This window comes from Pseudoalteromonas umbrosa, assembly GCF_030125375.1.
Lineage (GTDB): Bacteria > Pseudomonadota > Gammaproteobacteria > Enterobacterales > Alteromonadaceae > Pseudoalteromonas > Pseudoalteromonas umbrosa.
This window is the reverse complement of record NZ_JASJUU010000007.1, coordinates 232715-247127: the sequence shown is the minus strand read 5'-3', so window position 1 is coordinate 247127 and position 14413 is coordinate 232715. Positions and strand designations below refer to the sequence as shown.

Here is a 14413-nt window from a genome sequence, read left to right as displayed (position 1 = left end):
CAAGTCGGAGAGTGAAGATGTTTGATATTATGGAGCAACACGGCGAAGAAGCCGTAATAAAAGTAATTGGTGTTGGCGGCGGCGGCGGTAACGCTGTTGAGCACATGGTAAAACAAGAAATTGAAGGTGTGCGCTTCATCGTCGCGAATACAGACGCACAAGCACTGAGAAAGTCATCAGCGGATGTAACAGTACAGTTAGGTACCCAAATTACACAAGGCTTAGGTGCAGGTGCTAACCCTGAAGTGGGCAAGAGTGCAGCCGAAGAAGATGTTGAAACAATCAAGGCAAGCCTTGAAGGTGCAGACATGGTCTTTATCGCAGCAGGTATGGGTGGCGGTACCGGTACTGGCGCTGCGCCTGTGGTTGCACGTGTTGCGAAAGAGCTAGGTATTTTGACTGTTGCTGTTGTTACTCGTCCATTTGATTTGGAAGGGAAAAAGCGCATGGCAGCGGCCGATCATGGCATTGGTGAGTTGTCTGAAATTGTAGACTCGCTTATTACAATTCCTAACAACAAGTTACTGAAAGTACTTGGCAAAGGCACTACATTATTAGACGCATTTGCAAAAGCCAATGATGTTTTGTACGGCGCGGTTCAGGGTATTGCAGAATTAATTACTCGTTCAGGTTTGATTAATGTGGACTTTGCTGATGTAAGAACTGTTATGTCAGCTATGGGGACTGCGATGATGGGTACGGCTGCGGCGTCAGGCCCTGACAGAGCGCAAGAAGCTGCCGAAGCAGCTATCTCAAGCCCATTACTTGAAGATGTTGACCTGACTGGTGCAAAAGGCATCCTTGTTAATATCACTGCGGGTATGGACATCACAATTGAAGAATTTGAAGTGGTAGGTAATCACGTTAAAGCATTGGCATCTGAAAACGCGACAGTTGTAGTAGGTGCAGTGATTGACCCTGAAATGAGTGATGAGTTACGTGTGACCGTTGTTGCAACAGGTCTAGGTGGCGATCGCAAACCACAATTTGGCATAGTTGATAAAGGCATTCAAGGTCTTGCTGGACAAGCTGCTACAGGCACGCATGGTCCAAGCCACACGAACGAAGACTTTGTACCAAGTTTTGGTGGTGCAGGCAATAAACCTGTTGAAGCGCAACCAACGAATGATGCTGCTACTGGGTTTAATGTTGATACCAACACAGCTTCGGTAAAAGAAACGATTAAAACGGCTGAACAACCAAAAGAGTCTGGTGAGAAAGAAAAAGGTGATTATTTCGATATTCCAGCGTTTTTGAGAAAACAGTCAGATTAGGATAAATAATGACCGATTGGCATGGGGTGTTAATTATGATACACTCCGCGGTCTATTAACTTAAAGTGGGCGAATATATGATTAAACAACGTACAATTGCTGAAGTTGTTAAAGCCACAGGTGTAGGTTTACACAAAGGTGAAAAGGTCACGATCACTCTCCGACCTGCGAGCGCAAATACGGGTATCGTGTTTCGTCGCGTAGATCTAGACCCTGTTGTCGATTTTGAGACAACCCCTGAAGCTGTGGGTGATACGCAATTATGTACTTGTTTAACGAACAAAGATGGTGTTCGTCTATCTACAACTGAGCATTTAATTGCGGCAGTTGCTGCTTTAGGTATCGATAATTTGATTGTTGAGCTCGATAGCGCCGAAGTACCAATTATGGATGGTAGTGCATTACCATTTATCTATTTGTTACAAAAAGGTGGTATTGCTGAGCTAAACGTTGCTAAGCGTTTTATCCGTTTAAAAGAGACGGTACGTGTTGAGGAAGGCGATAAGTGGGCTGAAATAGAGCCATATGATGGTTTTCATATCGACTTTGAAATCGCTTTTGATCACCCAGCTATTAATGCCAGTCGTCAGCGCATTGGTCTAGACATTACTGCACAAAGCTTTACTGAAGAAATTAGTCGTGCACGTACTTTTGGTTTTATGAAAGACATCGAGTACATGCATGCGAACAATCTTGCACTTGGCGGTAGCATGGATAATGCTGTTGTGTTGGATGACTTCAAAGTGTTAAACCCTAACGGTTTACGTTATAAAGATGAGTTTGTTAAGCATAAGATTTTGGATTGTGTAGGCGACTTGTTTATGACGGGTCATAACATTTTAGGTAAAGTGACATGTTACAAATCAGGTCATGGTTTGAATAATAAACTACTACGTGAAGTAATGGCAAATGAGCAAGCGTGGGAATGGGTGACCTTTGATGAACCTGTTACCATGCCAGCGCCAGGTCTGGAAGCTGCTCAACAGGTTACAGCAGGATAAGAAATGACGCGAAAGCGTCATTTTTTTTGTCTAATTGATAGTTTAAAGCAGCTATTTTTTTGCATGCTTTGCTAATTTTAATAGTCTTTCTTTTAATCCATCAGGCGCTGATTCTGCGAGCATAGTAAGTTGCTCAGCTGTTGACTCGCTGAGTTTGTGTCGGTTTTCAGGAATTGGCTTTGATTTGACTGGGCGCTGTGCGAGACGCTGCTGAGCTTCAGGGTTGGTGGTGACTTTAACCTGACAGCAGTCGTGAAAACCAGATTGTCTAAACTCTGTGAGAATTTCCATCTTTAAGTACCCAAGGCGAGTTGCAAGCGTCGCAGAAGCGGCTTCAATACATAAAGTGCCTTGATGATAATTTGATACTCGACATTTTTTACTTAAAATGGGACCAAGTGCTTTGTTCAAAGGTGCTTGTAGAGCTGCAATATCTTGTGCTTTCTCAATGTAGTTAGAGAGTTTATTTGACCACTTTGGCGCAAGCTCAGAGAGCGATTTAGGATCAAATCTATTTTTCGCCATGTTGAGACTCCATAAAGACGACCAGAGTAACAACGTGTGATCACGCTATTACTTTTATAAATACTATTTTAGTACTGTGTACAGTCTACCTTATTTTTTGTTTTTGGTATTGCCTCAGCAGCTTTAAACTCGTCTGTAATTGTGAAGAAAAGCACTGGCTATACATTCTACTTGAAGTTTTCCTCTGTTATCCCCATATCTGCATAATTACCAAACAATACCGTCATATCCGATGGGTAATATTTAAGTGATCATATGCGTTATTACGTGTATTCTTGAAACGCCTTTGCGGCAGACATGTTATTAAATAGGAACAGTTTTCGCTTAGGTGGTTTGCAGATGCGCATAGTCTGGTATGATAGGTAGAAAATTAACTCGGCACACAGCACAAATTCGACTTTGTCGCCAACAGGACTTAGTAAGCCTTTTGGGAATACGCGAATGCACGGGGCTTACAAACATAAGATTGAAATGGTTTAAACATGATAACTAAAATTTTTACCAAGATTTTTGGTAGCCGTAACGACCGGATGATCAAAAATTTACGCAAAACGGTCGCTTTAGTTAATGCTTTAGAAGAGCAGTATAGCAAGCTATCTGATGAACAACTAAAAGCAAAAACAGCTGAGTTTAGACAAAGATTTGAGCAAGGATCTAGCTTAGACGAATTACTTCCTGAAGCATTCGCTACGGTTCGTGAGGCCTCAAAACGCGTCTTTGAAATGCGTCATTTTGACGTGCAGATGATCGGTGGTATGGTACTGCATCAAGGCCGTATTTCTGAGATGCGTACAGGTGAAGGTAAAACGCTAACAGCGACCTTGCCTGCATACCTAAATGGCTTAACAGGTAAAGGCGTTCATGTTATTACGGTGAACGACTATTTGGCGAAGCGTGATGCTGAAAACAACCGTCCACTATTTGAATTTTTAGGCTTGAGCGTAGGTTGTAACATTCCGGGCATGATGCCTGCACAAAAGAAAGAAGCTTACGCAGCAGATATCACTTACGGCACAAATAACGAGTTTGGTTTTGATTACTTGCGTGACAACATGGCGTTTAGCATTGAAGAGCGTGTACAGCGTCCATTGCACTATGCGGTTGTGGATGAAGTTGACTCAATCTTAATCGATGAAGCAAGAACGCCATTGATCATTTCTGGTCCAGCGGAAGATAGTTCAGAGCTATATACACAAATCAATAAAATAGTCCCAGAGCTTGTTCAACAAGAAAAAGAAGATGAAGAAGGTGTAGAGGGCGACGGTGACTACACAATTGATGAGAAGTCAAAACAAGCACATTTAACAGAGCGCGGCCAAGTTAATGTAGAAGAGCTACTTATCAAGCATGGTCTAATCGAAGAAGACGATTCATTATACTCAGCTGGCAATATTACATTGCTGAGCCATGTTTATGCTGCATTACGTGCGCACAAACTATATCAAAAAGATGTAGATTACGTCGTAAAAGACAATGAAGTTATTATTGTTGATGAGCATACTGGCCGTACAATGGAAGGACGTCGTTGGTCAGAAGGTTTACACCAAGCCGTAGAAGCAAAAGAAGGTGTTCGCATTCAAAATGAAAACCAGACCTTAGCTTCTATAACATTCCAAAACTACTTCCGTTTGTACGACAAGCTATCAGGTATGACGGGTACTGCTGATACTGAAGCATTTGAATTTCAGTCTATCTATGGCCTTGATACCGTTGTGATCCCAACTAATAAGCCGATGATCCGTGACGATCGGGCCGATTTGGTTTACTTAACACAAGAAGAGAAGTTTGAAGCAATTTTGACTGACATCAGAGATTGTCAGAAGCGTGGTCAGCCAGTATTAGTTGGTACTATTTCGATTGAAAGTTCTGAGTACTTATCTCACTTTTTACGTAAAGAAAAGATTGAACACAATGTACTGAACGCTAAGTTCCATGCGCAAGAAGCGGACATTATCGCAGATGCAGGTCTGCCAGGTAATGTGACGATTGCAACCAATATGGCTGGCCGTGGTACAGATATTGTGCTTGGCGGTAACTGGCAGAACGATATTGCAAAAATCGACAACCCAACAGAAACGCAAATCGAAGAAGCGAAAGCAAAATGGAAAGAGCTTCATGACAAAGTACTTGAGGCGGGTGGTCTGCATATCATTGGTACAGAGCGTCATGAGTCTCGTCGTATTGATAACCAGCTACGTGGTCGTTCTGGCCGTCAGGGTGATGCAGGTTCGAGTCGATTCTACTTATCTATGGATGATGCGTTGATGCGTATTTTCGCTGGTGAACGCATGACGACAATGATGCGTAAGCTAGGTATGCAACGTGGTGAAGCCATTGAGCACCCATGGGTAAACCGTGCGATTGAAAACGCGCAGCGTAAAGTTGAAGCTCGTAACTTTGATATTCGTAAGCAGTTGCTTGAATATGATGACGTTGCAAATGATCAACGTCGAGTTGTATACGAGCAGCGTAATGAGCTGCTTGAAGAAGGCGATATTTCAGAAACCGTCAATGCGATCCGTAGCGATGTGCTCAACGGCACAATTGATCGTTTTATTCCACCACAAAGCTTGGCCGAGATGTGGGATATTCCTGGTCTTGAAGAGCGTTTGAAGTCTGATCTGCTATTGGACTTACCAATTGCTAAGTGGCTTGAGGACGATAGTAAGCTATACGAAGAGTCACTACGTGAACGTATTGTTGAAGAAGCTGAAAAAGCGTACAAGCAAAAAGAAGAGCAAGTCGGTGTAGAAGTACTTCGTCACTTCGAAAAAGCCGTTATGCTACAAAGCTTAGACCAGCATTGGAAAGACCACTTAGCTGCGATGGACCACCTACGTCAAGGTATTCACTTGCGCGGTTATGCACAAAAGAATCCTAAGCAAGAGTATAAACGCGAGTCATTTGAACTGTTTTCTAATATGTTAGAGACGTTGAAAGTGGATGTGGTTGGTATCTTAAGCAAAGTTCAAGTGCGCGCTGAAGAAGACGTTGAAAAAGTAGAAGAACAACATCGCCGCAGTGAGCAAATGCCAAGACAGTATCAGCATGAAGAAGCTGAAACAGTTGGTGGTGAGGCACCTCAAGGTGCTGCAATTGCCGCAAGAGCTGAGCCAAAGGTTGGCCGTAACGAGCCATGTCCTTGTGGTTCAGGTAAAAAATATAAGCAGTGCTGTGGCAAATTAAGCTAACTAGTACGAACGCTATTTATTTAAAAGCGACCTCAGGTCGCTTTTTTTATGGGATAAAAAGATGAGTAAAAAAGTAGTTAATGTAGCTGTTGGTGTCATAGTGAAACAGGGTAAGTACTTTGTTTGTAAGCGTAGTGACGAACAACATCAAGGTGGTCTATGGGAGTTTCCGGGCGGCAAAGTTGAAGTCAATGAGAGCGTTGAGCAAGCGTTAGCAAGAGAGTTAGCTGAGGAAATTGGCATTGAGGTTAAAGGGTCTGAACATTTGCTGACTATTGAACATGATTATGGCGATAAGCAAGTTCGTTTAGTTGTTCATACTGTAGAAGATTTTACTGGAGAGGCAAAAGGGCTTGAAGGCCAACCTAGCCAATGGGTTGATTTTGAAAAACTTCGCACACTTGATTTTCCTGCTGCTAATGTGGATATTATTGACGCTTTGGCTGTACAAAAATAACCCGTTACAATTGTTTTTTTCTTTAGATACTAATCTAATGTGCTGCGAGGTATGATTCATATATGTATTAAAAGGAGCCGACATATATGCGTAAAACATTCGCAGCCATTGGTGTGGCATTGGCACTTGGCCTAGTAGGCTGTAGTGAGCAGTCACAAACTAAAAACACGACAAAAGTTGTCCAACAGCAAACATTAAGTTCAGGTATTGAACTAGACAATATTGATCAATCCATTCGCCCACAAGACGACTTCTACCGTTTTGTGAATGGCATGTGGTTAGAAAGGACAGAGATCCCTGCTGATAAGTCAAGTTACGGCTCTTTTACTGAACTCCATGAAAAGTCTCAAGCTGCACTAAAAGTTATTTTGGAAAATGCAGCTAAAAATGCAGCAGCTGCGCCGGATAGCGATGAATATAAGCTAGGTGCTTTTTATAAAAGCTACACGGATGAATTGGCAAGAGAGGAAATTGGTGTTGCTGCGATGGATGACTATTTAGCACCTGTAAAAGCGTTAACCAATAAATCTCAGTTGCCTGCCTTGATTGCAAAGTTACAGCTTCAAGGTGGTACAACGCCTTTTTCTTGGTACGTATATAATGACGCTAAAAACTCTACAGTGAATGCACTATATTTATACCAATCAGGTTTAGGATTACCAGATCGTGACTTCTATCTAAAAGATGCGGAAAAATTTCAAAATAATCGAACAGCTTACCAAATCTACATCGCTAATATATTGTTTGAATTTGGATATGATGAAAAAGGTGCTGAAAAAGCCGCGAGAGATATTCTTGAACTTGAAACGAAGATAGCCCAAGCACAATGGACTCGGGTAGACAGTCGAGATGCCTCAAAAACTTATAATAAGCTCACAGTAAGTGACCTTAATAAGCAAATGGCTGAATTTGATATCTCATCATATTTTAAGACATTGGGTGTTAACGTTGATGAGCTTATTGTGTCCCAACCTTCTTATTTTACACAGCTTTCTAATATTGTGAATGATACTGACATTGCTATATGGCGCGCTTATCTCACATTTCACTTAGTAAGCAATTATGCAGAGTTACTTGAGCGTAAAATCGTTGATCTTCACTTTGGTTTTTATGGTAAAACTTTACGTGGGCTTGAAGCGCAATCACCAATGTGGAAAAAAGCGGCTGACGCGAGCAATGATGTATTAGGCGAATTGCTGGGTAAAATTTACGTTAAAGAGCACTTCCCGCCTGAAGCTAAAGCGCGAATGGGTAAAATGGTCGATAACTTGATCCTTGGTTTTGATAAGTCAATTAATGATTTAGAGTGGATGAGTGCAGAAACGAAGACAGCTGCCAAAGCTAAATTGAAAAAGTTTACCCCGAAAATTGGTTATCCTGATCAGTGGCGTGACTATTCAGCACTTGAAATCAATGCGGATGATTTAGTGGGTAACTATGTTCGTTATAATGAGTGGTCACGTCGCTCTATGATTGATGATTTAGGAAAGCCAGTTGATCGTTCAAGGTGGTATATGACACCGCAAACGGTAAACGCCTACTACAATCCAGTGAATAATGAGATTGTATTCCCAGCTGCAATTTTGCAGCCACCATTTTTTAATCTAGATGCTGATGACGCAGTTAACTACGGCGCAATAGGTGCTGTGATAGGGCATGAAATTGGCCATGGCTTTGATGACCAAGGGGCTAAATACGATGGTGATGGCAACCTGCGTAATTGGTGGACCGATAGTGATTTATTACAGTTTGAAGCAAGAGGTAAACAGCTAATTGATCAGTTTAATGACTTTAAGCCATTTGATGACGTGCATGTTAATGGTGAGCTTACCTTGGGCGAGAATATTGGTGATCTAGGTGGTTTAACGGTCGCTTATCAAGCCTATAAATTATCATTGCAAGGTAAAGAGGCACCGTTAATTGACGGATATACCGGCTCGCAACGTTTCTTCATGGGGTGGGGGCAAATTTGGCGTCGAGAGTATCGTGAAGAAGAGCTGAGAAATCGATTAATGACAGATTCTCACTCGCCAAGTGAGTATCGTGTGATTGGTATATTATCCAACATGCAACAATTCCATGATGCCTTTGATGTGCAGGACGGTGATGGCATGTATAAAAAGCCAGAGGAAAGAGTGAAGATTTGGTAATACCTATATAAATACGACTAAACCCGCTATGACTTATCTTGAGCGGGTTTTTTTGTGGAATAAACGGGCTTTTTGAAAAATTGATAGCGCTGTCATTTTTTCTTCTATATGATGAAATGCTAACAATAAGTTGGTTAGTGCTACTAACTTGTGCCACGATTTCATCGTACGTCATACCATAAATCGTAATAATCAGAATACGTACATGAATGTAAAGCTTTTGCTAAAATGTGGTTCAGGGGATAGCCTTTAGGAGCTAATATGAATCTACGAAATAATATGCTTTCGCATATGTTTGCAACGACACTGATCACCTCTTCTTGGTGTGCGAGTGCTATGCTTTCTCAATCTCAGCTTGATGCTTTTGCTAAAGATACACAACTCACTTTTGCGGTAGAAAACAATTTTCACGGCGGCGCTGGTAGTTTCATCGGCTCTTTGTCATTAAAAAATGGTTCGAATGTTGCGTTGCCTAAAGGTGAAAGTGACTGGCAGATATATGTACATTCAGTTAGAAAAATTAAAACATTGGCTTCTGCAGGTCTGCGTATAGAGCATATAAATGGTGATTTACATCGCTTTGTGCCAACGCCTGAGTTCGCAGGACTAGCCGCGAATGAATCACTCAAAATTGAATTTGAAGCAGCAGCTTGGATCGCCGCATATACAGATTTTATGCCGCGAGCATTTATCGTATCAGGTCAATCACTACCAGTGATTTTCGCAAATACAGATACTGAAGACATGTTGTCATTTGTGGCACCCATTGAGCGTGAAAATCAGCTTAAAAGGCACAATGAGCCACTAGACTACTCCCCATTGGCGAACGCTGCTTGGCGATATGAGCACAATGCCCACACTGTAAAAGTCGACAAAGAAGCGGCGCTAAAACGCATTATTCCTAAACCGCAAAATGTCGACTTTAATCGTGGCGTCGCACAGTTGGATAATAAATGGCAGATTCGCTTTGCTGGACGTTTAAAATCTGAAGTCGCTGTTTTCCAAGAGGACTTAAGCGAATTAGGTCTAACATTGGATGCAAAAGCAGATCATATTGCAGCAGGTAAAGTCCCGACGATTTTCTTAAAAGTTGAAGAGGATGAAGGGCGCTATACACGCCAGTCGGGTAGCTACAAACTAGAAATTGACGACGATAAAGTAGAGATTATTGGTGTTGATAATGCGGGGGTTTTTTACGGGATACAGAGCTTGTTAGCACTGTTAACAACTGCGAAAGATGGCAGTGTAGAAGCGCCTAATGTTGAAATTGACGATGCACCAAGATATGGCTGGCGTGGTATGCATTATGACAATGCACGAAACTACCATGGTAAAGAGGCATTGTTTAAGCTCGTTGAGCAAATGGCGCGCTATAAGCTAAATAAATTCCATTGGCATTTTTCAGATGATGAAGGCTGGCGTCTAGAGATCCCTGGCTTACCAGAGCTATCGGAAATAGGCGGGTATCGCTGCTTTGATTTGGAAGAGCGCACGTGTTTGCTAACTCAATTGGGGACAGGTCCATTTAAGTCTGGTTCAGGTAATGGCTACTTATCACGTGCAGACTTTGTTGAGTTACTTAAATTTGCCAAAGCTAGACACATAGATATCATTCCGGAAATTGAAGGTCCGGGCCATGCCCGTGCAGCAATCAAAGCGATGGAAGCTAGATATCATAGATTAATGGAGCAGGGGAAGGAAACAGAAGCGCGTGCTTTCTTGTTGAGTGATCCTGAAGATAAATCTGAATACTTAACGGTACAAAACTACACAGATAATTCATTCAATGTATGTATGGACTCGACATACGCATTCGTTGAAAAAGTGACTTATGAACTGCAAGGCATGTATCGTGAAGCGGGGACTCGTTTGGAGAATCTTCATTTTGGCGGTGATGAAGTCGGAGCCGGTTCTTGGACACAATCACCCGCTTGTAATATTTTGTTTAAAGATGCGAACAACGGCATTGCTGGACCTGCTGATTTGAAGCCCTATTTTACGCAGCGTATTGCAGCAATCTTTGCTAAACGCGGTATTGCGCCGGGAGCGTGGGAAGATGGCCTGATGTATGACCGTGTAAATCCGTTCAAACGTGATGAGTTCCCGAATCAAGTATTCACCGCTAATGTATGGGATAATATCTGGGAGTGGGGAGTAGCAGACAGGGCTTACCGCTTGGCTAATGATGGTTATCAGGTTGTGCTATCTCACGGTACACATTTATACTTCGACCATCCATATGAAGCACATCCAGCAGAGCGTGGCTATTACTGGGCGGCAAGATACACAGATACCAAAAAAGCATTTAGTTATATGCCGGATGATGTCTATGCTAACGCAGACTTTACCCGTAATGGCGAAGCGATAGACAATTTAGAAGCGCTTGTTGGTCGACCGTTACCAAGGCTCGAAAAACCTGAAAATATCTTGGGCATGCAAGGGCAGGTATGGACTGAAACTATCCGTACTGAAGATCAAGTGATGGCAATGATGTTCCCACGTGTCTTGACCGTCGCTGAGCGTGCTTGGCATAAAGCAAGCTGGGAAGGTGAGCTACCAAATGAAAAGGCACGCGCTGCTGACTGGCAAGAATTTTCAGCAGCACTGGCTTTAAAAGAGCTTAGTAGGCTAGTTGCTGATGGTGTGAACGTGAACTTACCTGTGCCAGGCGCGGTAATTAAAGATGGTCAACTACTAGCTAATAGTGCATTTTCATTTTTGACGATTGAAGTAAGTCTGGATGCGGGTAAATCATGGCAGACTTATTCAGGTCCGATGACAGTGACTAATTCATCAGGTGTACGTTTGAGAACCACATTAGATGGTAAAAAGTACAGCCGTATTACAGGTTTAGAGTAAATTAACTGACAATTAAAAAATAAAATAGGGGCGTATGCCCCTTTTTTAAATCCAGTTTAGTATAATTTCTAACTAGAAATACGTGTAAAATTAACGTAAAGTTAAATGTCAGCGCTGTCATTTTGCTGTTTGAACTCATTTTCATCTACAGCACTGACAGAGTTGCCGAGGCTTTAAGCCTTGGAAGACGGACATAAAAAGAACATATATCGTGTACCTGTGATAAGTGGTCACATGTACAACTTGTCATAAGATTTTATTGCAACAAGAAGAGTATTATGGAAGCAACAGTGGATATGAACGAAAAAGCGAAGCAGAGTGTCTGGTTGCCGATGACACTGGCTGGTTCTATGTTTTTTATATTGGGGTGTATAACCTGGTTAAACGGTGCTATAACCCCATTTTTACAGCAGATGCTTGAACTGTCACCGTTACAAGCGTCATTTATTATATCGTCATTTTATATTGCCGTAACGATTGCTGGCATCCCATCTGCAATGGTGATTAAAAAAGTGGGATATAAAAATGGTATGGCAGTAGGTTGTTTGATCATGGCTTTGTCAGCCTTATTATACATTCCAGCAGCGAAAATGCAGGCAATTGAAGTTTTTCTATTAGCACAGCTATTAATCGGTGTTGGCCAGACTGTATTACAAACTGCGGTTAACCCATATGTTGTTAAAATGGGTTCAGAAAAGTCTGCGGCAGTGCGTGTATGTATCATGGGCCTATTAAATAAGTCTGCTGGTGTAATCGTACCTATTGTGTTTGCTGCGGTTGTGGTGAGCGGTGTTGTAAATGGTGGCGAAAGCTTATCGCAAGAACAAAAAGATGCGATGGCAAACAGCTTGATAGCACCTTATCTAGCGATTGCAGGTTTAATATTTTTGTTTGCACTGTTCGCAAAATTTGCCCCACTACCTGATTTGGTTTTTGAAGAAGAAAGTAAAACATCAAAAGGTGAATTGAGAGAAGCATTACAGCACCCGCACTTAGTGTTAGGTGTAATTGGTATTGCATTATATGTTGCTGTGGAAGTTATTGCGGCAGATACTATAGGTTCTTATGCACTGCACTTGGGTATTGCAGACTACTCGATTATGACGTCATATACCATGGGGTGTATGCTACTCGGCTACGCAATTGGTATTGTCTTAATCCCTCGCTTTATGTCTCAACAGAGTGCTTTGGTGATGTCGGGCATCGCAGGTATCATCACTGTACTTGCTGTCGTAATGGGTGATAACAGCTCATTTGCACTTTCTAATCTATTGTTGGCGCCTTTTGGTGGACCTCAGCTACCAGATCCGTTATTGTGTATCGCATTACTAGGTTTTGCTAATGCAATGGTATGGCCTGCGATTTGGCCGTTGGCATTAGATGGTCTTGGTCGATTGACTGGTACTGCGTCTGGTTTACTAATAATGGGTATTGCCGGTGGTGCGTTAGGACCATTGCTTATTGGCCTAGGGAATGTTGCTGGCTTAGGTGCGCAAGGCGCATATAGCTTAATGATCCCAAGTTATATATTTATACTTTTCTATGCTTTAAAAGGTCACAAAATGAGAAGCTGGAAATAAGTAAACAGAATTTCTATTTATAAGTAGAAATAATCCCGTGTGTAATGCCACCTATTTTAGGTGGCATTTTTTTTGCGTAAACAAATAAATCATAAGGTGCTTAGGTGCCTAGAAAAACAACCGTAATCTAAAAGTTAGTCTTCAGAATTATCAATTGAAACCAATGAGAAAGTAGAACAAAAAACTATAAGTGTATAAAAGGCAAAGAAGTATAAAGTTAGAGGGCTTAAAATTAGAATAGATTTGGATTTATTTAAAAATCATAAGTAAAGACACGAAATAAGAGGGAGATGGGGCGACTGATGGGGCTCGAACCCACGACAACCGGAATCACAATCCAGGGCTCTACCAACTGAGCTACAGCCGCCACAATGTTTCGTGTAACACCTCTTGGGTGTGGCGCGCATATTACAGCGTTTTACTGAATATGCAAAGCCTTTTTTTATTTTTTTGTCTATTTTAGTCTGTTTGGGGAAAATCTCCACAAAATGTCTAATATTTATACCTGTTGTAAATAATTATATTGATAACTCTCTGAAACAGGACGCTTTATGGATATCATACTAGATTGGTTCAATAACAATTCAGATTTCATTGTGCACTATGCGCTTCAGGCATTACTCGCTTTATTCATATTTTTGATTGGGCTAAAAGTAACGCGCTTTTTATCTAACTTAACAGAAAAGGCAATTTGTAATCGCAAAGTGGATAAAGCAGTAGGTGTGTTTCTTGCCAATATTGTATATGCGTTAGGCTTTGTTGCTACATTGCTTATGGCTTTATCTCAAGTTGGCGTAGAAACAACGTCCTTTATTGCTATCTTAGGTGCTGCAGGTCTAGCCGTTGGGCTAGCGTTGCAAGGGTCGCTATCGAACTTTGCTTCGGGTGTGTTAATTATTATACTGCGTCCATTCAAGTCTGGGGATTACATCGATGCGGGTGGGAAATCGGGGAGTGTTCGTAAGATAGAGATATTTTCAACAGAACTGATCACGCCAGATAATAAAGTTATTATAATACCCAATTCCTCGGTTATGTCTGGGGCGATAGTAAACTATTCAAGAGAAAAAACGAGACGAATCGACTTAGTTATCGGTGTTGGCTACGAGTCAGATCTAAAAAGTGCAAAGTCAGTATTGGAGAACGTCTTGAATAGTGAAAATCGCATCTTGAAAGACCCAGCTTATACTGTGGCGGTGTTGGAGCTAGGGGATTCTAGCGTCAACTTTGCCGTTAGGCCATGGGTTAATACTGGCGATTATTGGCCTACCTACTTTGATTTACTAGAAAACATTAAGGTTGCATTGGATGATGCAAACATTAATATTCCGTATCCGCAAATGGATGTGCACGTACAAAAAAATGATTAATTATGG

Annotated in this window: 9 protein-coding genes and 1 tRNA gene; 8 read left to right on the top strand and 2 right to left on the bottom strand. The window is 41.7% G+C overall.

All coding sequences use genetic code 11. The features are described from left to right. The first annotated feature begins 17 nt into the window (after positions 1 to 17). Positions 18 to 1274, top strand: a complete 1257-nt coding sequence (gene ftsZ, locus QNM16_RS20635; protein ID WP_284022178.1) for a cell division protein FtsZ — start codon at positions 18 to 20, stop codon at positions 1272 to 1274. A gap of 77 nt (positions 1275 to 1351) precedes the next feature. Further along, positions 1352 to 2275, top strand: a complete 924-nt coding sequence (gene lpxC / locus QNM16_RS20630) for a UDP-3-O-acyl-N-acetylglucosamine deacetylase (protein ID WP_284022177.1) — start codon at positions 1352 to 1354, stop codon at positions 2273 to 2275. A 51-nt stretch (positions 2276 to 2326) separates the two neighbouring features. On the opposite strand, the gene QNM16_RS20625 is transcribed toward lpxC, so the two are convergent. After that, the gene (locus tag QNM16_RS20625) at positions 2327 to 2800 is read right to left on the bottom strand and encodes a DUF721 domain-containing protein (RefSeq protein ID WP_284022176.1); all 474 of its coding nucleotides are present in this window, start codon (positions 2798 to 2800) and stop codon (positions 2327 to 2329) included. A gap of 482 nt (positions 2801 to 3282) precedes the next feature. Between QNM16_RS20625 and secA the strand changes: the two genes are divergently transcribed. The 5 genes from secA (at position 3283) to nagP (ending at position 13037) form a co-directional block, all read left to right on the top strand. After that, positions 3283 to 5991: a preprotein translocase subunit SecA gene (secA, locus tag QNM16_RS20620; protein ID WP_284022175.1), complete on the top strand. Its 2709-nt coding sequence runs from the start codon at positions 3283 to 3285 to the stop codon at positions 5989 to 5991. Positions 5992 to 6052: 61 nt separating this feature from the next. Next, positions 6053 to 6448 (top strand): 8-oxo-dGTP diphosphatase MutT, encoded by a 396-nt coding sequence (gene mutT, locus QNM16_RS20615; protein ID WP_284022174.1) that lies wholly within the window; start codon positions 6053 to 6055, stop codon positions 6446 to 6448. Between the two features lie 86 nt (positions 6449 to 6534). Continuing rightward, positions 6535 to 8598, top strand: a complete 2064-nt coding sequence (locus tag QNM16_RS20610; protein WP_284022173.1) for a M13 family metallopeptidase — start codon at positions 6535 to 6537, stop codon at positions 8596 to 8598. A gap of 261 nt (positions 8599 to 8859) precedes the next feature. Continuing rightward, positions 8860 to 11457 carry a family 20 glycosylhydrolase gene (locus QNM16_RS20605; protein ID WP_417710362.1) on the top strand — a complete coding sequence of 866 codons (2598 nt, stop codon included), beginning with the start codon at positions 8860 to 8862 and terminating at the stop codon, positions 11455 to 11457. A 278-nt stretch (positions 11458 to 11735) separates the two neighbouring features. Continuing rightward, positions 11736 to 13037: an N-acetylglucosamine MFS transporter NagP gene (gene nagP / locus QNM16_RS20600; RefSeq protein WP_284022172.1), complete on the top strand. Its 1302-nt coding sequence runs from the start codon at positions 11736 to 11738 to the stop codon at positions 13035 to 13037. A 291-nt stretch (positions 13038 to 13328) separates the two neighbouring features. Here the strand turns inward: nagP and QNM16_RS20595 are convergent. Continuing rightward, a tRNA-His gene (locus QNM16_RS20595) sits at positions 13329 to 13404 on the bottom strand. Between the two features lie 184 nt (positions 13405 to 13588). Here QNM16_RS20595 and QNM16_RS20590 point away from each other — a divergent pair. After that, positions 13589 to 14407 carry a mechanosensitive ion channel family protein gene (locus tag QNM16_RS20590; RefSeq protein WP_284022171.1) on the top strand — a complete coding sequence of 273 codons (819 nt, stop codon included), beginning with the start codon at positions 13589 to 13591 and terminating at the stop codon, positions 14405 to 14407. Positions 14408 to 14413: the final 6 nt, after the last annotated feature.

Coding starts and splice junctions, on each gene's coding strand:
- QNM16_RS20610 (WP_284022173.1), top strand. CDS start 6,535: ATGCGTAAAACATTCGCAGCCATTGGTGTGGCATTGGCACTTGGCCTA.
- QNM16_RS20605 (WP_417710362.1), top strand. CDS start 8,860: ATGAATCTACGAAATAATATGCTTTCGCATATGTTTGCAACGACACTG.
- nagP (WP_284022172.1), top strand. CDS start 11,736: ATGGAAGCAACAGTGGATATGAACGAAAAAGCGAAGCAGAGTGTCTGG.
- QNM16_RS20590 (WP_284022171.1), top strand. CDS start 13,589: ATGGATATCATACTAGATTGGTTCAATAACAATTCAGATTTCATTGTG.
- secA (WP_284022175.1), top strand. CDS start 3,283: ATGATAACTAAAATTTTTACCAAGATTTTTGGTAGCCGTAACGACCGG.
- lpxC (WP_284022177.1), top strand. CDS start 1,352: ATGATTAAACAACGTACAATTGCTGAAGTTGTTAAAGCCACAGGTGTA.
- ftsZ (WP_284022178.1), top strand. CDS start 18: ATGTTTGATATTATGGAGCAACACGGCGAAGAAGCCGTAATAAAAGTA.
- mutT (WP_284022174.1), top strand. CDS start 6,053: ATGAGTAAAAAAGTAGTTAATGTAGCTGTTGGTGTCATAGTGAAACAG.
- QNM16_RS20625 (WP_284022176.1), bottom strand. CDS start 2,800: ATGGCGAAAAATAGATTTGATCCTAAATCGCTCTCTGAGCTTGCGCCA.